25 protein-coding genes are annotated in these 24,675 nt (G+C 56.5%); 2 read left to right on the top strand and 23 right to left on the bottom strand.

Annotated elements, in window-relative coordinates:
- Window positions 1-2: 2 nt before the first annotated feature.
- The 19 genes from ACYVHB_RS16155 to ACYVHB_RS16245 all read right to left on the bottom strand — a co-directional run bounded on the left by ACYVHB_RS16155 (window position 3) and on the right by ACYVHB_RS16245 (window position 19,241).
- Window positions 3-398: a hypothetical protein gene (locus tag ACYVHB_RS16155; RefSeq protein ID WP_461052795.1), complete on the bottom strand. Its 396-nt coding sequence runs from the start codon at window positions 396-398 to the stop codon at window positions 3-5.
- Between the two features lie 108 nt (window positions 399-506).
- The gene (locus tag ACYVHB_RS16160; RefSeq protein ID WP_461052796.1) at window positions 507-1,352 is read right to left on the bottom strand and encodes a helix-turn-helix domain-containing protein; all 846 of its coding nucleotides are present in this window, start codon (window positions 1,350-1,352) and stop codon (window positions 507-509) included.
- A 37-nt stretch (window positions 1,353-1,389) separates the two neighbouring features.
- Window positions 1,390-1,887: a GNAT family N-acetyltransferase gene (locus ACYVHB_RS16165; RefSeq protein WP_461052797.1), complete on the bottom strand. Its 498-nt coding sequence runs from the start codon at window positions 1,885-1,887 to the stop codon at window positions 1,390-1,392.
- A gap of 30 nt (window positions 1,888-1,917) precedes the next feature.
- Window positions 1,918-2,286, bottom strand: a complete 369-nt coding sequence (locus ACYVHB_RS16170) for a hypothetical protein (protein ID WP_461052798.1) — start codon at window positions 2,284-2,286, stop codon at window positions 1,918-1,920.
- Window positions 2,287-2,698: 412 nt separating this feature from the next.
- The gene (locus ACYVHB_RS16175; protein ID WP_461052799.1) at window positions 2,699-3,661 is read right to left on the bottom strand and encodes a cytochrome-c peroxidase; all 963 of its coding nucleotides are present in this window, start codon (window positions 3,659-3,661) and stop codon (window positions 2,699-2,701) included.
- Complete coding sequence (locus tag ACYVHB_RS16180) at window positions 3,658-4,047, bottom strand: hypothetical protein (protein WP_461052800.1); 390 nt, start codon at window positions 4,045-4,047, stop codon at window positions 3,658-3,660. The genes ACYVHB_RS16175 and ACYVHB_RS16180 overlap by 4 nt, the downstream gene beginning before the upstream one ends.
- A gap of 50 nt (window positions 4,048-4,097) precedes the next feature.
- Window positions 4,098-4,472 (bottom strand): hypothetical protein, encoded by a 375-nt coding sequence (locus ACYVHB_RS16185; protein WP_461052801.1) that lies wholly within the window; start codon window positions 4,470-4,472, stop codon window positions 4,098-4,100.
- A 409-nt stretch (window positions 4,473-4,881) separates the two neighbouring features.
- Complete coding sequence (locus ACYVHB_RS16190; RefSeq protein ID WP_461052802.1) at window positions 4,882-5,814, bottom strand: alpha/beta hydrolase; 933 nt, start codon at window positions 5,812-5,814, stop codon at window positions 4,882-4,884.
- Between the two features lies 1 nt (window position 5,815).
- Entirely contained in the window at window positions 5,816-6,430 is a 615-nt protein-coding gene (locus tag ACYVHB_RS16195) for a hypothetical protein (protein WP_461052803.1), read from the bottom strand.
- Window positions 6,431-6,519: 89 nt separating this feature from the next.
- On the bottom strand, window positions 6,520-7,188 hold the full coding sequence (locus ACYVHB_RS16200) for a hypothetical protein (protein WP_461052804.1): 669 nt from the start codon (window positions 7,186-7,188) through the stop codon (window positions 6,520-6,522).
- A 222-nt stretch (window positions 7,189-7,410) separates the two neighbouring features.
- Complete coding sequence (locus ACYVHB_RS16205) at window positions 7,411-8,046, bottom strand: DUF3575 domain-containing protein (RefSeq protein WP_461052805.1); 636 nt, start codon at window positions 8,044-8,046, stop codon at window positions 7,411-7,413.
- A gap of 26 nt (window positions 8,047-8,072) precedes the next feature.
- Window positions 8,073-10,490, bottom strand: a complete 2,418-nt coding sequence (locus ACYVHB_RS16210; protein WP_461052806.1) for a M20/M25/M40 family metallo-hydrolase — start codon at window positions 10,488-10,490, stop codon at window positions 8,073-8,075.
- A 59-nt stretch (window positions 10,491-10,549) separates the two neighbouring features.
- Window positions 10,550-12,322, bottom strand: a complete 1,773-nt coding sequence (locus ACYVHB_RS16215; protein WP_461052807.1) for an erythromycin esterase family protein — start codon at window positions 12,320-12,322, stop codon at window positions 10,550-10,552.
- Window positions 12,323-12,340: 18 nt separating this feature from the next.
- A complete protein-coding gene (locus tag ACYVHB_RS16220; RefSeq protein ID WP_461052808.1) occupies window positions 12,341-12,985 on the bottom strand; it encodes a hypothetical protein in 645 nt (214 codons plus the stop codon).
- A gap of 106 nt (window positions 12,986-13,091) precedes the next feature.
- Window positions 13,092-14,891, bottom strand: a complete 1,800-nt coding sequence (locus ACYVHB_RS16225) for an amidohydrolase family protein (protein WP_461052809.1) — start codon at window positions 14,889-14,891, stop codon at window positions 13,092-13,094.
- A gap of 64 nt (window positions 14,892-14,955) precedes the next feature.
- The gene (locus tag ACYVHB_RS16230; RefSeq protein ID WP_461052810.1) at window positions 14,956-15,900 is read right to left on the bottom strand and encodes an alpha/beta fold hydrolase; all 945 of its coding nucleotides are present in this window, start codon (window positions 15,898-15,900) and stop codon (window positions 14,956-14,958) included.
- A gap of 37 nt (window positions 15,901-15,937) precedes the next feature.
- Window positions 15,938-18,022 (bottom strand): phospholipid carrier-dependent glycosyltransferase, encoded by a 2,085-nt coding sequence (locus tag ACYVHB_RS16235; RefSeq protein WP_461052811.1) that lies wholly within the window; start codon window positions 18,020-18,022, stop codon window positions 15,938-15,940.
- A 261-nt stretch (window positions 18,023-18,283) separates the two neighbouring features.
- Window positions 18,284-18,757 (bottom strand): hypothetical protein, encoded by a 474-nt coding sequence (locus ACYVHB_RS16240; protein ID WP_461052812.1) that lies wholly within the window; start codon window positions 18,755-18,757, stop codon window positions 18,284-18,286.
- A gap of 262 nt (window positions 18,758-19,019) precedes the next feature.
- The gene (locus tag ACYVHB_RS16245) at window positions 19,020-19,241 is read right to left on the bottom strand and encodes a hypothetical protein (protein WP_461052813.1); all 222 of its coding nucleotides are present in this window, start codon (window positions 19,239-19,241) and stop codon (window positions 19,020-19,022) included.
- Window positions 19,242-19,440: 199 nt separating this feature from the next.
- Here ACYVHB_RS16245 and ACYVHB_RS16250 point away from each other — a divergent pair, with 199 nt between their 5' ends.
- Window positions 19,441-19,818, top strand: a complete 378-nt coding sequence (locus tag ACYVHB_RS16250; protein WP_461052814.1) for a hypothetical protein — start codon at window positions 19,441-19,443, stop codon at window positions 19,816-19,818.
- A 176-nt stretch (window positions 19,819-19,994) separates the two neighbouring features.
- Window positions 19,995-20,573 (top strand): dTDP-4-dehydrorhamnose 3,5-epimerase family protein, encoded by a 579-nt coding sequence (locus ACYVHB_RS16255; protein ID WP_461052815.1) that lies wholly within the window; start codon window positions 19,995-19,997, stop codon window positions 20,571-20,573.
- Here the strand turns inward: ACYVHB_RS16255 and ACYVHB_RS16260 are convergent.
- The 4 genes from ACYVHB_RS16260 to ACYVHB_RS16275 form a co-directional block, all read right to left on the bottom strand.
- Window positions 20,482-21,375 (bottom strand): glycosyltransferase family A protein, encoded by an 894-nt coding sequence (locus ACYVHB_RS16260; RefSeq protein WP_461052816.1) that lies wholly within the window; start codon window positions 21,373-21,375, stop codon window positions 20,482-20,484. The two genes, ACYVHB_RS16255 and ACYVHB_RS16260, sit on opposite strands and share 92 nt — an antisense overlap.
- A 14-nt stretch (window positions 21,376-21,389) precedes the next feature.
- Complete coding sequence (locus tag ACYVHB_RS16265; RefSeq protein ID WP_461052817.1) at window positions 21,390-22,289, bottom strand: Gfo/Idh/MocA family protein; 900 nt, start codon at window positions 22,287-22,289, stop codon at window positions 21,390-21,392.
- A gap of 79 nt (window positions 22,290-22,368) precedes the next feature.
- Complete coding sequence (locus ACYVHB_RS16270; protein WP_461052818.1) at window positions 22,369-23,871, bottom strand: tagaturonate reductase; 1,503 nt, start codon at window positions 23,869-23,871, stop codon at window positions 22,369-22,371.
- Window positions 23,872-23,940: 69 nt separating this feature from the next.
- The gene (locus ACYVHB_RS16275) at window positions 23,941-24,624 is read right to left on the bottom strand and encodes a bifunctional 4-hydroxy-2-oxoglutarate aldolase/2-dehydro-3-deoxy-phosphogluconate aldolase (protein ID WP_461052819.1); all 684 of its coding nucleotides are present in this window, start codon (window positions 24,622-24,624) and stop codon (window positions 23,941-23,943) included.
- Window positions 24,625-24,675: the final 51 nt, after the last annotated feature.

Below are 24,675 nucleotides of genomic sequence, written 5' to 3' on the forward strand. Positions count from 1 at the left end.
AATCACTTGACCGGGATGGCTACTTTCTTGAAGGGCTTGTCGATCCAGGCGGCTTTACGATCCCGGCAATCATCGGTAATGGGCCTGAGTATCATAGTGTCATTTTTTAGCGCAAACTGAAGCGTTCCAATTCCCTGCGTGTCGCACGGGCTGTTGCCGCTCGTCTTTCTCAGCGTGAGCGTATCGGCTTTTGCTGTGTATACCATCGTTTCCCCCAGGTACATATCAGGGTAGATGTACATGTAGGCACTGTCGGCCTTGAAATGCAGAATAATGGTGGCTTCATCCGGCACATTGGCCTGACCCTGCCAGGCGGTGTTCGCCAGCGAATTTTGCGCGTGAACACCAGACAAGGATGCCGCTCCACCGAGGAGCAAAAACAGAATGAATGATTTCATGAGATTAGATGAATTGATTAACAGATAAGGTTTTACGCAGACAAAGATCAGGCGTCTCTACGCCAAAGTATTGGAAAAAACGGCCATTTAGGACCGCTTGCTCAATTCCTATTCGTAAAGGGCATCGTGCAGACCGGCGGCCTCGCTTTCGTAGATCCGGGGCGATGAACCGGTAAAATGCCTGAACTCATTAATTAGGTGGGCCTGATCGTAGTACCCGGTTGAGGATAGAATGGCTGTCCAGTTCAGCCTGGTTTGCTGCTCCAGCCGGCGCCGGGTATGGATGAAGCGCTGCATCCTGATGTAATACTTGGGCGAGACGCCCACCACTTCGCTAAAGCGCCGACGAAAGGTTCGTTCGGAGGTATTGAGCTGATGGGCCAGCTGTTGCAGGTTTACCCGAGCGGGCTGACGCTGCATGTAGTCAACGGCCGCTTCAATACGGCCATCAGTGCGCAGTTGATTGGCCCGATTGGCCTGGGCCAGTCGCCGGAGCAAAAACCCCTCCAGCAGGGCAAACCGCTGGGCTGTGGAACGAACTTCGCGCATCTGGTCGGTCAACTCCCGGACTTCCGTAGTAATCACCGCCGTCAGGTCCAGACTCTGGTCAGTAATTTCATGAACGGGCAGCTGCCATAGGGTTTGCAGGCCGGTAGGCGTAAAATCGATGACGATGCCCAGTGTTGGCCCACTGAAATACTTTGTGTAGGGTGTGCTAAACATACCAAACACGGTACTTTCGTAAATATTCATGGGGCTGCTCGTCTGCTGGTAGCATTGAAAGGGGCTTTCCAGACAGAAAACGAAGTGCGACCGACCCGTGCAGCTAAAGGGTACCGCGATGGTTTGGCCGGGCGGTAGATTGTGCCTTATTTCCCAAAAACATCTGATGTAGGGCGTTAAAGCCTGGCAGGGAAGGTATTGCTGTATGCGCATGACAGATGAACAGGCCATTTACTACCATTGATGTTCTCTAAAATATTTACTACGATTAGCGTGAAGTCCGGTAATACACCGTGGCATCGTCGGTTTCCAGATGTGTCATACCTAATCGCTCCATCACCCGCACCGACGCCAGGTTGGGTGGGTCGGTAGCGGCAATAATCTCGGTGAAGCCCACCGTATCAAATCCGTAGTTGAGTCCGGCGCGGGCAGCTTCGGTGGCTAATCCCTTGCTCCACCAGGCGGGCAGTAACCCGTACATCAGTTGTAGGGGGTGTTTGAGGTGTTCGAACCGCCAGTAGCCGCAAAAGCCGATGATGGGCCGTTGACCAGTTTCCCGAACGGCCCATAAACCGTAGCCGAGGTCACGGAACATGACGGTGCTCTTCTCGACCACGTCAAGTGTCCAGCTCTGTTCCACAATCATGTCGTCCATGAGGTAACGCCGGACGTCCGGGTCGACAAATAAGGTGTGTAGTTCGGCCCGATCAGCTTCGGCAAAAGGCGTCAGCGTCAGCCGGTCGGTCTGGAGGGTGAATGGGGTCATTTTGTTGAGCGGAGTGTACTGACAGTCGAGTTAATTACTGAGCTGCCCCGCCCGAATCCGGGCCGATACCATCCGAAGCTCGGCGCGGTTGGTTCGGGCAATGCAGCTTTCGACGGGGCGTTTCGGCTGCCAGTGCAGTGGGGCGGAATGAATAAGCCGTAACTCCGGCTGAACGGGTTTCCGTAATGGATAGCGCAGGATGAGCAGCAGGCTGCTGAATAGCAAAGCGATTGCGGATAGCAGGCCCGCAACTAATAAGCCATAATAAGCAAAGTTGTCGACTAATTGGCCCGTCTGATTACCGAACTGGTCGACCAATTGCTGCACTTCCGGCGGCACCGTCGGGGCGATCTTTTGAGTGAACTGGTTGACTACGTAAAGGCTGGATAAGGTGTTCATGATTGAAAAAGATTTGCGTTTCAGGGTTGTTCGTTAGTCGTGAAAAAGGAGTGCGCTGGCTACAGATTTTTTATTATTTGTTCATCCGTTAAAAATCAGTCATCCGTCAGCGGGTGCAGAACGCTCGCCGACGAATGACTGATTAACCCCGCCAGCCGGGGTGCTTAGTCAGAGTCTGGCAGTACCAACTGCTCCGAAGGTGCATCAACCGAATTGTTGGGTCACTGATGCAGGCGTCAGGCGTAAAGAGAAAATGCCGACATGGACATACGTAGTTTGGTAAGGGCAGACAATAGTCGGGTTTTACGCAGCGTATCCGTATCAGATTTGGGGCAGGTTGTCCCACTTTTGGGGTAAGCGGGCCGCCAATGGGAAAAATAATGGAGGAGGGCAGGTTTTGCTGGTCGTTCGGTTACGGCTTCTGCGGGCCTTTCGCCAGTAGAAAGCGTTTATCCGTCAGGGAGCGCAGGAAACTTTCTAAGTCCAGCTTTTCCTGTATCGTTAATCCCAGCGGTTTGGCTAACAGCGGGTCGCGGTTGAGCGCGTTGGGTACGACTTTGTCCGGGTCATCGTAATAATCAATGACCTGAGCGAGCGTTTTAAACATCCCGTTGTGCATGTAGGGGGCCGTCAGGGCTATGTTGCGCAGGGGGCCAATCTTGAATTTACCCACATCAGCGGCCCGTTTGGTAACAACCGCCCGGCCACTGTCGGCCAGCGTCGTGCCGTTGAACAGGCCGATGTTGCGGAAGTCCGAATTATTGAAGTTGGCTCCGAAGTGACACTGTACGCAGTTGGCTTTGCCGTTGAACAGGGCAAAACCCCGCTTGGCCGACTCACTCACGGCGGCTTCGTTGTCGTTCATCCGCCAGTCGTCCAACGGCGACTCATTCGTTTCGAGCGTTCGCTGAAACTCGGCGAGTGCCGTTGCCAGGTTGCTTTTGCTGGGTAATTCGCCAAACACGCGCCCGAACTCAGTCCGGTACGTCCGGCTCTGGTTCAGGCGTTTGAGGGCAACGTCGATGGGCAAGTCCATTTCGTCGGGATTGACGATGGGAATCAGCGCCTGTTCTTCCAGCGTTTTGGCCCGCCCGTCCCAAAAGAAACTGGCCTGCAACAGCACGTTCATGGCCGAGGGTGTATTGCGTTTTCCCGTACGGCCAAATACCCCCAAACTGAGCGCCGACGAATCGGCAAAGGCAAACTCTTCCCGGTGGCAACTGGCGCAGCTAATCGTGCGGTTGCGCGACAGAATCGGGTCGAAAAACAGGCGTTTGCCTAAGGCGGCTTTGTCGGTCGGTTCGTCCGTCACGAACGTTGCACCGATCCCGACAAAGGCCATAATTGCGGTCAGAAAGCAGGCATACGTTTTCATGGCTTGGCTGGATTGACTGCACCGGCGGACCATCGGCCCGCCGTAAAGTTGTGCATGTCACGGTTGCGCGGTTTGCAGGTATCCTGAACCGTGACGAACCGGACCGAATCAGGGGCGAAAAAGCCGAGTTTGTAGGTGCCGTAGTAAGCCGGGTTGCAACCAGGGTCGGCAAGCGCGAAGGTATCCTGCCGGATAGTATACTGCCCGCTGGTGAATAATTTACCGTTGACGAAGATGTCGAATGTATTGTCGGCCCGGAAGGCAAGCAACGCTGTGGCACCCCTTACCTTTTGTTGCCAGCGTCCCACCAGCGAACCGGGTGGATTAACAAATGAGACAGCGACTGAGGCAAGGAGAATGATCGGAAATAGAAAGGTTTTTTTCATGGTAGTTGTGTTGTGATTGATTAGTCGTGAACGAACGCTTTGATGTCAACTTATGGCTTAGCTGCTTTTAACCGGCCCGCCGTGAAGTTATGGAAAGCACCGTTGCGAGGCCTGCACGTATCGGCAAGGGTCGTAAACCGGACCGAGTCCGGCGCGTAAAAGCTCAGTTTGTAGGTGCCGTAATAAGCAGCGTTGCAGGCAGGATCAGATAGCGCGAAGGTGTCCTGCCGAACTGTGTACTGACCACTGACAAAAGTTTTGCCATTGACGAAAATATCGTACGTGTTGTCGGCTCGAAAGACAAGCAACGCGGTTGCTCCTTTAAACATTTGCTGCCAGCGTCCCACCAGCAGATTGGGCGGGTTAGTAAATGACAGGGCGACTAAGGCGAGGAGACCAAGCGGAAAGGGTGAGGCTTTTTTCATGACCGTGATTGGTTAATGGTTTGAGATACGTTCCGTTTGCTACCTATTCTTCAGATGAAAAAGTGGGGTCGGAAACGATGGACAAAACAAGCCGATGCCCTCCAAACTGATGTTTGCGCACGTTACAAATGCGTTTGAAAACGTTGCATGGCAAACGTTGCCCGGCCGGAACGCAACCCGCCTTCTTTCGCGCAGCCACAAACCGAATCTTGGACGTAGAAACGTAGCGGATACGTACCAGAGTGGTTCACGTTAAAATACAACTTCAGCCAACTGAATTCACGTGGTCGGTTAACTCGATTCGGCGTCGGTACGCAGGCCTGCCAGCTAACCGGAATCTCTTTCGCAACTTCATCAGTCCAGATGCCGGAGACGCGGGTGGCCGTCCGTTGCACGACTCAGGCAACGCTCACCGCAACACGCGGGCCGCGATGTCGGTAAAGGCGGCTGTCTGGTTCTCCCGATCCTTCGTCGTAACCCCGTCCCGCAGTTGCAGCCGGGTGTAGACGTGCAGGTCTGAGTCGATTAGTTGAACGGTAACGGGCTGACCATCGACCGTTTTAACACCTTTGTAGATCAGGACCGCGCTGACCGGATCGGCCGATGAATCCTTCTTCGACTTGTACACCTTCAGGGCGCAGTTCCGGGGCAGCCTTACGCCCTTCTCCAGATTTTTACGCACAACGGTGAGCAGGCTTTGCAGTTCCTGCAACGTCTCCTGGGGCCGAAACCGGTAGTACACTTTGTCTTCCTCCGCCGACTGATCCGTTTCGATGTAGCCCAGCATGGGGCCGAGCAACTTGACCAATGATAATGATTTATAGGACGGAATCACGATGGGGTCGACCAGCAGCAGGTTGCGCGGGGCGGTCCGGTTCGCGAAATACCCGGAAGCCATTAACTCCAGCAATAGGGCTCCACTGGTCGAAGACCCCAACAGACTGATGTTCTGATAGCCCGCGCTGACAAGCGCGTCGTACTCGGCGACGATGGCGGCCTGCCAGTCCCGCCAGGTCGACTTTTTGAACTCTTCGTAATTGCGGCCGTGCCCGCCGAGCAGCACCTGCGATAGCCGGAAATCGGTGCGGCCGTTGGCCCAGGTACGAAACTCGTCCCACTCAAATGTAGTGGCGCTGTAGCCGTGACAGGCAATGATAATGGGTCGGCGGGCCTGCTCCGGCGTCGGGTTAGGAGTGGCTCTGGAGACGAGGTACTTTTCCGGGTTATAGAGCGACGGGTCGAACAGTGTCCCTCCATCGAGCATGTCCGGCGTAATATCGGGTTCCGACGAGCAGGCCAATCCCAGGCTGACGATGGTTAGTAGCGTTATCAGGGTTTTCATGTCAGTTTCTTGATTTTCTCAATACGTTCCAGGTGAGGCTCGTTTGCACAAAGACGGGGTATAGTGTGCCCGGCCCCGATGTTCCGTCACCCGAAAAGACGTTGTAGCCAACGGACGCATTGATTTTGAGCGGAAAATTGGGACAAAAACACAAACCCAGTTCAGGCGACGCCAGCAGCGATGAGTGGGGCAGTTCATTGAACAGGACGTCGCCATAATCAGCAATGAAATAACCGACGTTCGCCCTGACGACTGGACGAATCAGCCATTTCGGTCGGAAATAATACGACGCCGACACGAACACGTTATCCTGCCTGATGGCGTTGGAATTCAGCGCCGTACCCAGCCGCGAGGTGACGTAACTCAGTCCGAAATACAGCCGCTGCTTAGCCAGTTTCTGGTTGGTGTACTGCGCCGTCACGCCATTCTCAGTGTAGAAACTGACCGACTTCTGTAGTCGGACGCCCACGTCGAGTACGCTGGACCGCGAACCGGTAGCCTGGTGGGCCTGCCCGAACGAAGGCGGGAGGGTCAGTCCGGCAAGCAAAAAGGTGACGGTCAACAAGGCTTTTTGCCTGAGTTTTTCCTTCTGAAACGGTGCCTGATTTGTTTGCACTGGATTTATGGAGATAAAGTGGATGGTTAACTACAGATGTAGCCGGACATGCCCGCCCGGTGTTAGTCGGGAGAGCCGGACTGCCATACTCATTTCGTCATATCGACCGATGTGCTGAACACGATATGTGCCTCGGCCCGGTCGCGGTACAGGTTAATGTTATTCGGAAATTTGGTGAAGGTGATGGGATTCCTGATCTCGACGTACTGAACCGGTGCAACAATGGTGGCTCCGCTGCCGGTCGTGTAATTTAGTTGCAGCGTAAACGCGACCCGTTTGGGCCGGATGCCCGGCTCCGGTAAATTAGGAGCGACGTTAACGGTTTTAACAACCTTTACTTCGCCCGGTGATATTGGACTGGTAACCGTTGACGTACCGATCTGGTAGAAGCCTGCCAACGGTTTAGGACCTGGAAGAGGGCTTGGCTTGGGCGAGAAGCTGGGGGTGTTGATGCGCTTGAAATCGAGCGATACGTTGTAGAAGTACGATTCACCACCCGACGACGGAATCATTTTGACTGCCTTACTTCTGGGCAGCTTGACGCTCGTACTCGTGGGCGTGATCTTACCGACTATTTCGTTGTTTTTGCCCAGAATGAACATCGTCACAATCTGAAACTCGCAGGGAAATGGCCGATTCTGACCATTGCTCATTTTGCAGAGAATCGGCACAGGCGGGGCCGCAGTGGGGACGGTAATTGGGGTGAAATTCAGGCTACACAGAGCCGCGAGAATGGAGAAGAGCAGGATTGTTTTCATGAGACAGGATTGATTTAGAAAGTAGTTGCCATTCGAATTAGTCGTCTGTTTTGCCGGGCGGGAAATGGCCCTGTTATACTCCCTGGGTAGCCGGGTTGTGAATTAGGGCCGATGCGGCCAACGGTATCAGGAGGATGAGGGAAAGGACGGGTAGCGCATTTTTGAGCAGTGGTGAATTATAGTGGAGAGGAAGTAGATATGGATTGATAAAGCCGGGTGAACTTAGAAGGCGTAGCCCAAACTAACCCCGGCGCGCCAGTCCATCTTCAGGTAGTCGTTGGTTGATCGGGTCGTTACTGTGCCATCGCTCTCCAACCGACGGTAACGGCTAAGAACGGCTGGCATCCCACCAAATCCGTGAAAAATCTCGACCACAAACCCCCGGCGGCTCACCCACTGGTAGCCAATTGTTACGCCGAAGCCAACCGATTTTATGGTTTCTTTCTCAAAAACATCCGGGTTGATACGCACATGGTCGTTTACCCGCAGCGACCGGGCCTTTAGGTACGGATTGACGAAAAAGCCGGTTGGGTGGCCCTTTGCCGTTAGGTTGACCAGTCGGGCGGTGTAAAATTTACCCTCAACGGTAGCGTTTATGAACGTCTGCTCGTTAAACGTACCACGGGGTAGCTTCAACGCCCGCGCACTGAGCCGAAGCGCGAACCGGCGCGTCAGGGCGCGTTCGTAGAACACCGAGACTGGAGCCAGCAGGTTCGTTTTCAGTACGTTCGGGCGGCTCCATAATCGGGTGGTGTCCTGCGCCAATCCGCCAACCGGCCCGGCGAGGGAAAGCAGGATAAGGCCAAAAATCAGCCGTCTGGCGTGGCTGTGTTGAATGGCGGTCAGGGTGTTTTTCATTGACGGGCGATAAACGGTTTCTGATGTCAGAACTGGTACGTTTTTCCGACGACTGTCAGGTTACTCATGCGGCCCTGCTCCGGCACGACGTACGCCGGTCGGGGTATGGTTATTAAGTCAGGTGGCAGGCCAATGGACTGGTCAGACAGCAGCAGTCGGAGCGAATTACCCACCGGTATATCAAGCGTTAACTGAACTTTTTTGCTGACGGGCAGACCAAAAAGCAACAGGTCGATTGCCGGACCGCTGGTGGTTTGCTGCGCCTTGACGGACACCGACTCGCCATTCACGCGAACGGCCCGGACGTTGCCCGCCTGACCGGGGAACAGCATAAGGTCCAGATGAGCGGCTCCGCGGGGCGACCAGAGTTCGAGGGTCAGCCGCCGACCTGAGCCGGTTGTCCTGTCGGAGATAATTCTGGCGACGGGCGGAAGATCCGGCAGGGAAGGGGCCGGGTTTTTGAGGTACGTTCGCCCATCGGCAGGCTGGGTCTGCGGGTGAATTTCCGTCAGTTTGCCCGTCGTTGGTTTCGGAAAGAACTGCCGGTTCCAGTCATCGGTCTCTAAGAGTCCAAATGAGGCCCAGACGGCCCGTTTCGTATCAGCATTCATAAAATACGAAACGTGGCTGTGCAGGGGCTGCCCGGCGGTCGGGGCTTCGTTTCGGATGGCCGTCACGGCAAAAATCCCACCAAGAAGCAAGGCCAGCAGGGGTAGCACGGCCACCCTTTGCCACCGTAGTCCGCTGAACCTGAGTCCGGCCTCAATCAGCAGCCAGAGTGGCAGCAGTACGAGGAGAGTCAGGCTCAACAGCAGCATTGGTACAACCGACAGCAGCAGGTCGAACGTAACGAACAGCGACTGCACTATGGGCAGGATGACAAACAACGTCGGCAGGGCGGCTATTAACAGGAGCAGGGCATACATGGGCCGTGCTTCGTTCTGTCGGCTCGTTTGCCACAGCACCACCAGCAGCCCAATCAACGCGCCGAGCAGGGGGAACAGCAGCAGATACACCCCCGCCGGGAGCAGAATAAACAACGTGAGCGTCAGCCCGTACACCAACCCGCAGGCTCCCATAATCAGCGACAGCGGTCTCAGCCAGCGCAGCGCCAGCCGAACCAGCAGCCCAAACAGCCCCCCCGTCAGCAACGCATAGGCCACGAAAAACTGCGCCGAGCCGTAGGTGCCGTTGATGAACGTATGCGTTAGGGGCAAGGCCCGCGTAATGCCCAGATTGACGAGCAGACAAAAGCCGCCAATCAGCAGAAGCATCCCAAAGGACAGCGCCATTCCGCCGATTACCTGCCCGGCCGTTAACTTCTTCTGCCGAAAGCCAACGACAAACGCAGCTATGAACGCCCCCGTCAGCAGGACCATCCAGAGCCAGTTCAGAACCATTGGATAGGAGACTAACCAGTGGCCCGCCCCGTTGAAAAATACCTTGTCTGGTGCTCTGACTGCGTCGAGCGGGGCGTTGCCGACGTGCCGGGCCAGGGCCAGCAGGTTCTCGCCCTGGTGCTGAACGCTGTTCGGGTTGAGGTTGTCGGGTGAGTCGGTTAGTTTGTGGTAGTGGACAAAGCCGTCGATAAAGGCCGCGTTGACGCCCGCATAACCCGCGTCGCGGAAAACGGTAAAATCGGTACTGTTGGGTAACTGTTTGTAGATCTCGTAAGCGAGCGACGAAGCCATTGGGTGCGGAACGGCCCGCGCTACCTGCTCGACGACCCAGCCATTTTGGGGGTTGGTTTCGAAAATCTGGCTGGGTCCGCTGTTGCCCCGCGCTTCGAGGTTAATAACGAAACCTACGTCCTTCGCCCACGGATGGCGCAGAAACGCCGACGCCCCAAACAGCCCGTATTCCTCCCCGTCGGTGAAAAGCAGGATAACGTCGTGTTGCAGGGACGGCCCCTGCCGCATGGCCCGCACCGCTTCCAGAATGGCCGCTACGCCCGCGCCGTCGTCGGCCGCGCCGAGCGCGTTGGGTTGCGAGTCGTAGTGCGCCACCAGCAGCAGCGCCTTTCGTGGCCTGGCCTTTCCTGGCTGAGCATTGCCCGGTTGCTTTCCCCGGAGCCGGGCCATGACGTTATAGGTATACCCGACCCGCGAAGCCAGCCCCAGCATCGCGCCGGATGGGCTTGGCGATTGAGGGTTGGTCGGCTGACCCACAACCGTCGCTTCCTGCACCTGCGGGTCAAGCCCAAGCGAACGGAGCGTATTGATCAGGTAGGTCCGCACGCGGGCGTGGCCGGGTGTGCCCATTGCATGGGGTTCGCGGGCGATCTGTCGAATGTGCTGCATAGCCCGCTCCGCCGAAAACTCGGTTGGCGGAGCCATGGCAGGTTTCGCCTGCGGTGGCCGGGTCAGGTAAACGCTCCACCACGACAGGGCGATTAAGGCCAGCAGGAGAAGTAACGAAAGGCGTGGTGTAAGCGTGGGGAGCATTCGGTTGAAGTAAAAGGTCAATGGTCATTCCAATCACTGCTTAACTGACAAAGCGGTGACTATTTATCGCCCCGCAGGTCGCTTTTTACCGATGGGTTAGGCCGCGCCCGCGTAGTGGTTTCGATGAACAACAGCCCGTCGTAGAGCTTGCTTATTGGGGCAGTTCTCTGAAACATACTGGCTTCGTATTCCGGCTTGAAATACCAGCCAACGCCCCCCCACACAGGCTGCGGAGTCGTCAGCCAATGGCGAACATCCCCGTTTTGTTGCCCCGCCCGAAAATCAATTACAAACTTGTCTATGCCGGTCTGGGCCAAATACCAGTCTGCCGAGCCAGCCGGTGCTGGTTTGACCGTGAACTGCCGCATAACCCGTTTGGCTGATACGTCTACAGTACCCGACGCCTGAAATGATCCCTGATTATAGACAAGGCCAAGTGCATAATAGTCTGGACCATAGGATTTTCGCAGATACGCACCAATGGGCACGAACGAACCATTGTCGTCCGTGGCAATGTGGCTGTTATGCGCCCACACCACCACCCGCGTACTGGCTGGTTGCTGATTGACCAATCGGGTGAAGTTCTCGGCCATGTAGCGGTCGCGGATGGCCGGTCCCTGCCGGGAGTCGGCTGGTATGGCCATGTCGATGAACTGCACCAGCATCCGGGCGTACTCGTGCATCTGCTCATAGTCGGCTTCGGACGATTTAGCCACCAGCGCGGTCCGGTTCGACTCTAAAAAGGTGTACAGGTCGTTGTAGGGAATTTTCAGCAAGTTTAGTTTTGCTCCGGCTGCTTTGCCCGCGTCGGTCTGCTGTTGCGTGAAGGCTGTGCTGAATAAATTCTCTTCGTCAATCGCCAGCAGTGAGTCCGTCCGGGTCGCCCGGTCAGGGGCAGTTTGTCTCAAGTAAGCCCGCAGCCGTTCTTTGCCAGGCTTGTTCACCTGCATATCAAAGCCAATGAATTTAACCCGTTTTCCGGCCGTAACACCTGCGTTGTAGGCCCGTGCCCAATCGAGCATGGCCCGCACTTCTTCCGTGTTCCAAACCGCGAAGCCCTGCCCGTCGAGGGCTTTGGTGCCGTCGTCCATCCGGCCCATCACGTAGTCGTTGATGACTTGCAGGGCCGAATAGCTCCCTTCGAGGGCAAACACGCGGTAGCCCATCTCACACACCAGAAATTCCAGCAGCCGGTGCTTGACCTGAAAAAACTCGCGGGTGCCGTGCGTGGCTTCCCCCAGACCGACGAAGCGCACGTCTCTGAGCGTTTTCTTGAGTGGCTGTAAATCGGCAAAGCCGTTGCCCGCTTCCACCGTTTTCAACGGAATAGCATTGGTTTTCAGCCAGCTAATCACGGCCTGTTGTTTGCGGAGCGCTTCGGCCACCCGTGCTGCATAAGCTTCGGGAGAGAGCACGGCGTTAACGCGGACTTCGTAGCGGCCCGGCCTGGCGTCTTTTTCGAGCGAGCTAACGTCAATCCGGTACGTTCCGGTGGCTTTAGCTTCGAGTCCGATGAGTTCGTCGCCCTGATCGCCGTTGGGCGAGTCAATTTCGGCCACGGTTAAACTACTGGGGCCAACCACACGCACCATCACATCAATGCCGCGCTGGTTGACGGCGGCATCCAGAAACTGTCCTTCGGTAAGCGCGACGGTGTAGCGGTGGGTTTCCCCGGCTTTCAGTTCGCGCTCAATAGGATTGCCTGGTTCAAGGCGTTGGGCTTCGACGGGAGTGATTGTTGAGGAGACCGGTTGTTGAGCAACTGCCGGACGCGCCCACACACCGGCAATCATGGCCAAAAGCGCGTACAGATAAGTGGTTAATCGTCGCATGGCTGTCGGGGGGGTAGGTTATTTTTGAGCATTGACCGACAGTTGTAACGTGCGCCATGCTTCGGCCCGGTCACGGTAATGGTGCAGCTTCGACAACTTGCCGAACGTAATCGGGTTCTCAATCTGAATTAGTTGAATCGGTGCCACCACGGATTTATTCAACTTTTCGTAGTTCAATTGCAGCGTAAACGCGACCCGGTTGGGCCGGATGCCGGGCGGAGGCAGGTTGGGGCTGACCTTGATTGCACTGTTGATCGGGCTGGTTTCGCCCGGCGAAATTGGGTCCTGAACGGTAGACTTGCTCAACGTATAAGCCGGGGTCGAAGCCGAAGGCAAGGGCGTGTTGATCCGCGTAAAATCGACCGAGACGTTATAAAAAAACGCGACACCGTTTGAGCCGATGTCCTTGCTGCTGACAGCCTTACTTGCGGGCAGCACGATGGACGGCCCACCGACGAAAGCATTGTCCGTACTCTTGGCCAGCACCTCGTTGTTCTTGCCCAAAAAAAAGACCGTGTTGATCCTGAACTCACAGGGAACCGGCCGGTCTTTGCCATCGAGCATTTTGCAGGCGGTGGCTGTAGGGGCTGGATTGGCCGGGTTGGCAGCCGGGCGCGTCCCGACCAGCAGGGCCATGATCGAAAGAAGAGCAAGCGTTTTCATGGAAAGCAGGGTTTAGTTTAGAAAAATGGAAGTTGAACAGGAGAGTACGCAACTTACTATCTTACCGTGATCGGGCTAATTCATTGGATTCTCACCGGGTAACTCCTTACCGGGTAAAATACACTTTCTTGATTTTGCCGTTTTCAATTTTGTAGATGGCCACGGCCTCCGTCGGGGCTTTATCGGCCGCAAACGTGACGCGCTCGTGGTCGATGACGGTGTTGTTTACCACCATCCGGTTCACTAATTCACAGTGAAGCACGGGCGTTCGGGTAAACATCCCGGCGTATTGTTTCCGCATGGCGTCTTTGCCTTTACCAATGAGCTTTTCGGGCATATCATAAAGTTCCACGTCGTCGGCGTAGGGTTCCAGAAAGGCGTCGATGTCGCGGGCGTTGTAGGCGTTCAGTTGCCGCTGCGCGAGGTCGGCGGGCGTGTCGGGCAGCAGTTGCGCCGGGGTCATGACGAAGCCCCGGTTAATAATCGTCTCGATGCGGGTCAGCGTACTCAGGTCGGCCAGCGGGTTTTGCGGCAGCACCAGCACGTTGGCCTGTTTGCCTTCGACCAGACTCCCAATCCGGTTTTCCTTACCCAAAATCCGGGCTGCGTTGATCGTCGATGCCCGCAGCAGGTCGGCGTTGGTCAGGCCCGCGGTTTGCATTGCCCGTAACTCATCCATGTACGACGTACCGTGGAAGGTGCCGGGGTTGCCCGCGTCGGTGCCCGTCACGACGTTCACGCCTGCTTTCCAGACCCGACTCAGGTTGGCCCGCACGATGGAATCGCTGCGGCTGCGTTGTTTCTGGAAGGCCGCGCTGGTCAGAAATCCGCTGAATCGTTTCTGCATGGCGGGTTCGGGCAGGTGCTTCATATCGTACAAAGTACCCAGCACGTAGGGGTTGGCCCGCGTCAGCTCGTAGGCCGTCAGCTTGCGGCTATCTGTGAAAAAGCCGTCGTAGCCACTGGGGACAACCATCGTGGGACAATAGCTGACGTTTCGGCTTTTCATCAGCGCAATCAATTCGTCGTCTACCAAACCATCTTCGGGGCTGTGTACTAAATAGTCCGCGCCGAATTTCACGCCTAATTTGGCGGCCAGCAGTTCCTGGGTGTGAATGGCCACTTTTAGCCCGTGTTTGTGGCTTTCGTCAATGGCCGCTTTCACCATCGCCTGCGTTTCTTCGCTCCCGCCCACGCCCCGCACGATGTACCAGATTTTGATGAAATCGGGCTTGTAAGGCAACTGCTTTTGCACCTGTTCGCGGGCTTCGTCGGGCGTGTTGGCTTTGATAATCGGCGAATCATCAATCTTAAACTCGTCGGGCTGGTAGGTTGAAATCAGCGGGCCGGTCAGCAGAATCTGGGGGCTGGTGTATTGCTGGTTGAAGCGGTCGCGGTACGGAAACTGATACATCGGCCCGCCCACGTCGATGACCGTCGTGATACCGCAGGCTAAATACCGGCGCAGCAAATCGCTCATGTTGTCGCGCAACCACTGCCGCTCGGTCTCGTAAGGCCGGTATTTGGTCAGGTTAAACCCATCGGGCCGGGTATAAAGACCACCCGACTGAAACAGATGAATGTGGCTGTCGATGAGGCCCGGCAGCAACCATTTACCCCGCGCATCCACGATGGTCGCTCCGGCTGGCACAGCTAAATTCTTGCCAATCTTCCGAATTAGTCCGTTCTCGATCAGCATACTCACGCTCTCACGCACCCGGCCCGTTTCCACGTCGATCAGGTTGCCATTGGCCAGCAGCACCGGCCCCGGTGGAGCAATTGACAAGGAGTCACGGGCATCGGGTCGCCGTGCCGAGATACCCGTGGGCGACTGACTAAACGCGGCTGCGGACACGAGCAGGGCTGACCCAATGAGCAAACGGGCCGGGAGGGAATGCAATTTCATTTGATAAACTGAGAGATACGTTGATCGTAATACCTAATGGCCAGTGCATGCTTCCTGACTACCCTCAGGGCCGGGTTTTGGGTTTGGGTATATGTCGGCCCAAAAAGTCGTTGACAATGTCGAAAAAATTTTCGGGTTGCTCCAGATTCGGGAAGTGACCGCAGAAGTTAATGCCCTGCACCTCGGCTTGGGGCAGCGTTTGCTTATACGGGTAAAAGGTGGCGGCACCAATGGCATCCTGCCAGCCGAAAACAAGCAGCACGGGACCTTTGTAGGCCGATAACGTGCTATCGAGGTTGAAGCGGGAGCGAAACAGATCGCTCCACATCAGGTCGCCCATTTTCTGATTCATCACCCCTTTGCTAACCTGCAGGCCGTACTGGTCAATTTTTTTGGTGTTGTAGAAGTAGGGCATACGGCCCAGCCGACGGCGTTCCAGTGCCGCCCGCTGCCGGTCGCGCTGAACGTTGACCGAATCAGACCAATACTTCAGGCTATCGGCGAAGGGTGCCCGTCGCAGCTTCATATTGGCTTCGGTAATAAAATAGCGTTGTACGTTTGCTTCGCCAGCTCCCACCAAAAGCAGCGAATTCACCCGGTCGGGATGCTTAGCCGCGTAGGCTGATGCCAGCATACCCCCCCACGAATGACCGTACAAGTTCAGCTTATCCACGCCTAATCGCTTACGCAGTTGGTCGAGATCGTCGATGGCCGTAGCGAGATTGATGGTTGTCTTGTCGAGGGGCCTGGTCCACGAGCGGCCCGTACCGCGCTGCTCGAACAGAACGGTCCGGTAGGTTTTGCCGAGGTTTTCAGCTACGTCCGATTCCTGAAAGGCACTGATGCCCGGCCCGCCACTCAGGATGACGATGGGCGTACCGGTGCCGTAGGCGTGGTAGTACAGCATGGCGTTGCTCAGCGCTATCGAATCGGTTGTGACGGGAGTAGTCTGGGCCGTTGCGGAAAGGGCCACGAGCAGCAGCGTGAATAGGAGGAAAACTGGTTTCATTCGGTTTTATGGAAGTATGTTGGTTGATACGCTGGGATTACTCCGTTTTAGGGTTCCTCAGGACGGGTATCCGGCGGATGTCGCCCGTCCGGAGCCGGTTAATATGGGCAGTCAGCATGGGCTTCAGGGTCTCCTCCAGACAGTAGGTACGGGCCAGTTCAAAGGATCGGATGGCTTTCTGGCGGTCACCACGCCGGACGTACAGGTTGCCCAAATCCCAATGAACCGAAAACACGTTTGGGTATAGCGCGATACCGGCTGCCAGATACCGTACCGCTACGGTCGAGTCAATCTTGCCGGGGCCATACAGAGCGCGGTAACCCTTACCCATCATCCAGTAAGCCCGGTCGTGGGGCAGGTAGAAGCGCCCCCGATACACCAGCAGATTGCCCAGGCGGGCCACTGGTTTGGCCCGGCGAAACACGGCTAACTGGTCTTCTTTGTCGTAAAGATTAGGCACCAGGGCCGTCGTGGGCATAAAGAACGTTCCCGCTAAGTAGCTCGACACATAACGAATGCTGTCTTTATCGGGAAACTCGTTTACCCAGTGCAGTTTGTAGCGTTCCTTTTCGGCGCGTCGCATTCCGTACCAGATAAACGGCACCTCACCCGTCGGTTCGAGGTGTTTTTTGTAGTACCCAATAAGCTCACCTGACCGCTGGCATAAATCAACGCCCTCGTCGTCGAAATACCGGTAGCTGTTGGTCGACCCACCCGCCAGTTCATTAAAATACTCCCAGGGGCGCACCACCGGACCGGCCATCGCTAAACCCGCAACACCCGCCAGCGCAATTGGAACCCTGAACCACACCGACCCACTCGCCCAGGCGGTTGTTACGGCCAGCGCACCCAACACAGCCAGCAGGGGCAGCAACGATAGGGCGTGACGTACCCCGCCGTAGGTCGACCCGGTGGCTAAGGCCAGCCAGAATAGTCCCGCCAGCAGGCCCAGCCCAGCCAGTGGCAACGCCGACGAGCGGGGTAATTTTCGTAGCAACAGCAGGACAAGTCCGGTCAGGGTGAGCAGCAACAGCCCGATGGGGAGTTTGACGGACCAGATACCGGGCGCGTAATAGAAAGGAGCACGGCCCAGATACGCGGTGCCGAACGCAAAAGCGGTACCCGCCCGGCCCTCAACGCCCGCCCGGAAGGTGTCAGCCAGCCCCCAGAGGTACGACGCGGGCAGCAGATGGTCGTCGGCCAGTCCATGCAGCAGCGTTTTGGGTATCTCCGAGCGGATGTCGTCGATTTTGGTGGCCAGCGGGCGGTTAAAAAACTCACCCACTGCCGGGCTGTCCCGGTATCGGAACCCGTAGAAACCCCACAATACGATCACCGCGCCCATCAGCACACCGGCCACCAGTCCCAGCCGCCGGGCGCGTCCAGTCAGCCTGCCCCGCCCAGTTACCGCCAGCACCGTGCCCAGCAGACCCACGCCCACTACCGTAATGATGGCCGAGTGTTTGGCCGCCAACGCCAGGCCCAGACAACCAGCTACTACCAACAAATCGACCCATCGCCAGGATCGAAATGCAACCACGGCCGCCAGCATGGCCGCCCCCGATGCCAGCGCAACGGGCAGGTCGGTCATGACCACGGGCAGGTGAGCCGCCACAGTGGGGTCGATGACTAAGTAGGCCAGCGTCAGCAAGGCCACGGTTGGCCCCAGCGTTTGGCGAAGCAGCGCGGTGAACAGGAGTAACAGCAACTCGTTGAGTGCAAACATCGCCCACCTTGCCTGCTGCTGCACGGCTACCGGGTCGTTTTTCTGGTAAACGTCTTCTTCGGCAAACTTGCGCTCCTCGCGTTTGTCGGCTAAGGGTTTGAACGGAGCCAGTTTGTAGCCGTTGGCCAGCACCACCACGCCCACTGCTAATTTGGTCAGCGGTGGGTGTTCGGGGTTAATGCGAAACGAGCCGGTTTTGGCATACGACGCCCCGGCCATGATGTGATAGGCTTCGTCCAGCGTAAAGCCGTCGAGCCGCGTCGCCCAGTTTGAGCGACCAATACTTCCCCCTACCAACAATAGCGAGAGTCCCCAGAAAACGAGTTGTTTTGCCCGACGTTGGGAAGGACGAGCTGCTACGGGAATGGCCGGGTCGATTTGTGTGGAGACTGACATGGAATGAATGGAATAGCGGGTTCGTTTCCACCAAACAAGAGTCGGATTTTTATTGCCGGGAGGAACACACGTTTGGGGCAATTTGTATCAATTTTGGGGCAATGTGGGGACACGTTTGAGCAAACGGTCAACTGCTGAAAGTGACCGTACTCACGGGGTTGGGCAATAGAAGCCGGTAAACGACCGGGTCTGTTGACCCCAGCCGCGCAGGAAAGTACGACCGAACACCTCATGCAGTCGGCCGGGCCGTTGGGGGCTGTTTCACCTGGGTCCCGGCTTATGCGTCGGCGAATTGGGCGAAATAGCTATGATGTAGAAGCCAGTAACCATAGTTGACCCGGCGGGCGGAAAATCCCCCGGCCGTTCATTGGCTGATGGCTCGCTGTTGAGCCGGGCTGGTTGGGGGGAGACAGTCCAATTTGAACTGTTGCGAATCGGTGGGGGGAGGGTATCAAAAACGGTAGCGACCGTGTGTAAAACAGTTACCTCACCGTTTGGTTGACGTATCCGTTCCTCAACCACGGCAAATGCGCCGGTAGAAACCGGTTGAGCGGTGGCCTGACCAATGCCCGCCATCAGCAGGCCGATAAGGAGCCATTTCGGCAGGAGGGGACGGGTTGAGCCGTTTAGAAACTGGCTGGTCATTAGCCAGGCGGCCGCAATCAGAGCCAGACTAATGGCCGTTACGAAGACCGTTAGCGCCATAGAAAGCACTGTCGTTGATAGCCGTTGCATTGACGTACTTGGTTAAGGTTGAAAAAGGGTGTGGATAAGATGGTCAGCGTTCATCAATGCAACTCCCGAAGTATTAACAAAAACGGCCCTATTCCAATCATTTAGTCGAAATAGGACCCGTTAGTGGAAACTGCCTGTTTGGTTGTACTCACCCGCAACAGCAACACCCCACTGGGATCGCCTGTGTACTGGGTCAGAAGCACAAATTCCCGCCCGTCACAGAATGAGCAGGAATTCGAGCTGGATAGGCAGTGGCGGGAAGCTATCGACGGGGTATCAGAACTTCCGACGATGGCTGCTCAACGATAACGACCGGCGGATCAGCGACCAGCGTATCGGGAATGACGGCCGGTCCAATTGGCCCGTAAGCCGATTTAGGTTTTACCGGCTCCGTTGACTCGCAGGACGACAGGCCGATAAATAGGGTGAGCAGCAGGGCTGCGGTGACCAGAGGCCGGGTGATTGTTGCTGTGTTCGGTTTCATGGCATTCGACGCTTAGTTGGTTGTTTACTATGTGGATAATACGGCTGAGTCGATGCCCGCTGTGAAATAAGAAACGTCGGTTGAGCGAACGGTAAATCAAAAAATACGACCTGTCTGCGAACCCACGATTAGGTTTGCACTACATTCGCCCTATTACCTCACACCACCGTTTCGTTCGACCGTTTAGTAGCTACTCCGCATGAAGACACTACTTAAGCGTTTGGCCCGGTTCGCCTTTCGACAATTACCGGGCAGTTGGCGCTACGCGATGCGTCGTAACCGGTACGGTACGTTTGAGAGGTCAGCGCAATTTCAGCGCGTGCGCCGGGATTTGTGCCGAATACCCCTGACGGAGCAGGCGTTCATCGACGTCTTCTGGAAAGCATTACCTATTGGCCGGGGACCAGCCGCTTCGGTTGTTGTGCAGGACCAGGAAATACTGCGATTCGATTGCTTTGGTCCAGGGGGTGGGCATTTACACGCGTCTCTTTTTGAGAATCGCCAGCTTCGGAATTCCGTTTGTGGTTTCCGGAGAACGTGGTCACTGAGCAGATTGAGCGTTCCGTTTTTGAGCTGACCCACAACCTGTACTATTACACGCAGCGCAGCCCTTATGCTGAGGTGCGAACGTTCCGGGCCGACCAGGTGCTCGTTCAATGCGCGGGCGAACAGATGCGGGTGAAAATGAACGAGTATATCTTAGTCAGCGAAACTCATTGATGCTATTTCCTCTACGTTTGAAACTGTGTAGTTATGAATCACAACCTGAATTTGCCCGTCTCTCAATTAACCGCCGGGGCGCTTCTTGACGGCGTTGAATTGAGACGACTGAACGAAATTTCCGATCAACGGGGGTCATTTACCGAGACGTTTGCCCGGCAATGGGGAGTCGGTATTGCACCCGCCCAGTGGAGTTTGGTGCGTTCGGAGCCTCGTGTGCTGCGGGGGCTGCACATCCACCAACGGCACGATGAGTATTTCTGCCTGATTCAGGGCCATTGCTTAGTGGGCCTGTACGACGCCCGTCAGGACTCACCAACGGCTGGGCAGTATGCGCTCTACGAACTGTTTAGCACTCAGCTACAGGCGCTCATTTTCCCGGCTGGCCTGCTGCACGGCTGGTATTTTTACACGCCGTCGATCCACCTGCAGGCAGTTTCTGAAAGCTACTGCGACTATGCGGACGACGACAATTTAGGGTGCCGCTGGAACGACCCGGCCCTGCGCATTCCGTGGGGTATCAGCGAACCGATTTTGTCGGAACGGTCGGCTCGTTTTCCTCCCCTTTCGGAACTGCTGACCAGTTTAGCCAACGCCGAAGTTTCCCGATAAACCAACCGGGCAGCTCTGTCAGTCGCCGACCTTTGACCAATACCCAGCTCTCCCGGAACCGGTTACGCTCATACATGATATTGGCTATCGCCTGATTGACAGCCGGTTGCAGGTCATTCGGGGAACGAAGCAGGGCGTCCCAGCGGGTCAGTTCCTCAAAGCGCCGGTGGGTCGGCCAACCCGGGTGATCGTCCCGCTTAAAATACAGCAGCGTGGGTTGCCAGGCTACTTCGACCCGGCAGTTCGGCTGCGCCAGCATCTGCTCCCACATGTACAAGTCGGTTGGGCGGTTGGCAGGCGTTGTTCGCCAGCCGTGGGGCAACGTGCGGTAAAAATCGAGCCGGTGACCAGCCGCCGACAGAATGCCCCTAACCGTTTGCCGGGGTGCCACGGGCAGATACGGCAACGCCAACTGCTGATCGCGCCGGACGAAATAATAGTTGGTGGTTACCAAAGATGCCGTTTTGAGGTGGTGAGCCAGTGTTTCGAGGTGATGGAGCAACCACAAATCACGGTCGCAGAGGTAAGCAACAAAATAACCCCGCGCCTGCCGGAGTGCCTCATGCCGGTAGACCTCGCCCCGGCGGGGATGTTTCTGATGATCAAAGAACCGGATGCGGGCATCCCCGCGCACCAACTCCCCAATAACGGCGCGGGTCTCGGCATCGACGCCATCGCCGATAATGAACAGCTCAAACGCCTGTAAAGTCTGCCGCTGGACGCTGGCTACCGAAAGCGGGAGCAGCAGCCCCCGGTCGGCGGTGGTGGGTAAAATGATGGTGGCCTGAACGGTTGCGTCCATGTGGTAAACAGGCGTTAAGTCAGGCGCTCAATCTCGTCCAGCAGGCGCATCAGTTCGATGCCTTCCTGGAGTGGGCTGATGGGTTCGGGGCCTCCCCGAAGGTACTCGATAAACGCCCGTAACTCAAGCCGCAACGGGGGTGTCGGATCGAAGAAACGCCGTTCGTGCTGCCATTGGCTCGTTGGTGTCCGGTCAGAACCGTACCAGATGTCGACCGCATTCGTTCGCTCGTCGGTTAGCACGGCCACCCCGCTTGTTCCGTGGAGACGCACCTCCCGGCGCTTATCCGCGTAACGTGTCGATACGTCGATTACGCAGCCGGGCTTATCGCCCAGCAACACCGTCAGGCCCCGAATCTGCCCATTGTGTCGTTCGGCTATTGCTGCTTTGGGCGCGGGAACTTGCCCCAGAATGTGCAGAATAATAGACAGATCATGCGGCATGAGCGTTCGGAGGGTATCCGTATCGGTGCGCGGGCTTGTCCAGTTGGTCCGCGTGGTTTTCACCGACAGCAATTCCCCCAATTCGCCCGATTGCCCAATCGTTTTTAACAAATCAATGCCGGGATGATACCGCCAGATGTGCATCAGAAACGTGGGGGGCAGCGCTAAACGACCAATGGCTAAGGCGTCGGAGTAGGTAGTAGTCAGTGGTTTTTCGATAAATAGGGGCTTGCCGAATGGGGCAACCTGTTCCAGTACGGCGCGGTGCGTGGAGGCCGGGGTCGCCACGATCAGACCATTGAGCGGATGGAGGGCATCGAGTGAGTAGGTTACGGCCGCAGCGCCCAGCAGCCGGGCTTTTTCGCACTGGTCCGGGTTGGTGTCGCAGACGGTTACGGTTACTGACAGATCGGTCAGATTCTGTAAGATGAGCTGACCCCACCGGCCACAGCCAATCAAACCAATGTGCATACGCGTATCAGGGGCGTCATACGTTGTTGTCGGCAGAAATAAGTAGCCAGCCGACGTTTATTATTCAGCTTTGGATACGCTACAACGACTTCGCCAGGGTCTTTGCGGCTCCGTCGGCCAGCAGCGCCCGAAGATTAATCACCACCGCATCGGCAAAACCCGGTAGCGCGTTCAGGTCGGTTTGCCAAAGCGTCAGGTCCGACAGAACGCTCGTTACGAATGTGCTGATGGTGTCTGGCTTGCTAACTTTCACCACCTTCCAGTCGCCGTAGAAATAAGCCGCCCGTTCGTCGCGGATGGGATAGGTAAGCACCCCACTGCCCACCTTGACTTCACCAAAAAACTGGCCTTTCTCTTCCCGAACGGCTTTCATGAACAGCAGATACGCGGCAAAGCCCAGGGCCATGTGTTTCGGTACAGCGTTGAACTGAGCGTAGTATCGTTGAATCGTGGCTACGTTGCGCGACTGCATCTTGGCCGTTTCCTGAAGCGAAATATTCAGCAGCAGGTGGTCGAGGTGGGGGTTTCGGAAGCGGTCGAGCACGTCGTGGGCAAACTGCGCCACGGCCGCTTTGTCCATCCCCGGAATACCGTAGTCAGGCACCGTCGGCACGATCTCATCGAGCATCAGCGATTCGACAAACCGGCTCATGTCGGGGTGTTTCATCTCGTCGGCAACGGTTTCCAGACCCAGCAAATAGCCCAGCGGCATGGTGAGGGTGTGGGTGCCGTTCAGCACGCGAAGTTTGCGCTCCCGGTAAAAATTAATGTCCTCATCAATGATAATCTGGGGCGTCGAGGCATCGGCGAAGGAAAGCGTTTTCCGGACGCGGTCGTCGCCCTCAATGGCCCACAGGTGGTACGGTTCGGTGAAGGTGAGCAGTTCGTCTTCGTAGCCGGTTTGGACCTGTAGCGCCTGCCGGGCTTCGTCGGTGGGGCGCGTGACGATGCGGTCCACGAGCGAGTTGCAGAACCGGACGTGAAACTTCAGCCACTTGGTAAACAGCTTACCCAGCTCGTTGAACGTGGCTAATTTCTCGACGGCTTCGCGGAGTTTAAGCCCGTTGTCGGTCACGAGTTCGGTCGGGACCACCACTAAACCTTTGGCCCGTGAGCCACCCACGCTGCGGAATCGCTCGTACAAAAAAGCCGTCAGCTTAGCCGGAAACGACTGCGGTGGCCGCTGAAAAATACCTTCTTCCACGTAGTTCAGCCCGACTTCAGTGGTGTTGGAAATAATGATCTGTAAATTCGGATTGCGGGCAATGCGCAGCACCTCGTCCCATTGGGTTTGTGCAGCCAGCACCCGGCTCACCGCCGAAATGATGGTTGTCTCGGACACGTCCTGCCCCTTTTGCACCCCCCGAACGGCCACCGTGTAGAGATTGTCCTGCTCCGTAAACTCATCCGTCTGGCTGTCGGTCGATTTCACGACTACGATAGAGCCGTTGAACCGCCCTTCGGCGTTGGCCTTCTGAACCAGATAATCAGGTAGGCCGCGCAGCAGCACACCCGTGCCAAATTGCAGAATTCGTTCGGGAAAAACAGGGGCGGGGTGGGTTGTGCGGTTCAGTCGGGACATCTTCAGTTGGTCAGTCAATCAGTTGATCATTCAATCAGTTGGTTAATCGGTGAGTAGCTGGCGCAAGCACTAACCAACTGATTGACTATTTTTTATTTCGGCAATAATACGAACAACATCGCGAACCGTAGTTTCAATTTTATCAAAAGCGTGGTCGGTTAGTACCGCTTTCGGGAAAAGCTGCGACCCCATGCCAACGGCTACCGCCCCGGCCCCGAACCACTTGGCTAAGCTCTCGCGGTTCGGCTCTACGCCCCCCGTCACCATAGCACTGGCAAAGGGCAGCGGTCCACTCAGGCTTTTGATGAAGCCCGGTCCCAACACCTCACCCGGAAATACTTTCACAATTTCGACGCCCCATTCGTGGGCCGTGGTGATTTCGGTGAGCGTAGCGCAGCCGGGCATGTACGCTACTTTCCGGCGATTGCAGACGCGAGCCACCTCGTCGCTGAAGGTCGGTGCGACAATGAAATCGGCACCAAGCTGTAGATACAGCGCGGCCGTTGGCGCGTCCAGAATTGTCCCCGCACCGAGGGCCAGATCGGGAAAGTCGCGGGCGCAGAGTCGGCTCAGGTCGGCAAACCGCTCGTGGGCAAAGTCGCCCCGGTTGGTGAACTCGAAGGCCCGGACGCCCGCCCGGTAACACGCGCTCAGCACACCCGCGCACACCTCAGCGTCGGGATGGTAGAAAACGGGCACCAGCGGTACGTCTCGAATGGTTTGGTAAACGGAAAGGCGGGGAATGCGGGCCATAAAGTCAGTTAGTGAGTTAATGAATCAGTGAGTTAATGGGTCAGTGAGTCG

The organism is Spirosoma arcticum (genome assembly GCF_054779955.1).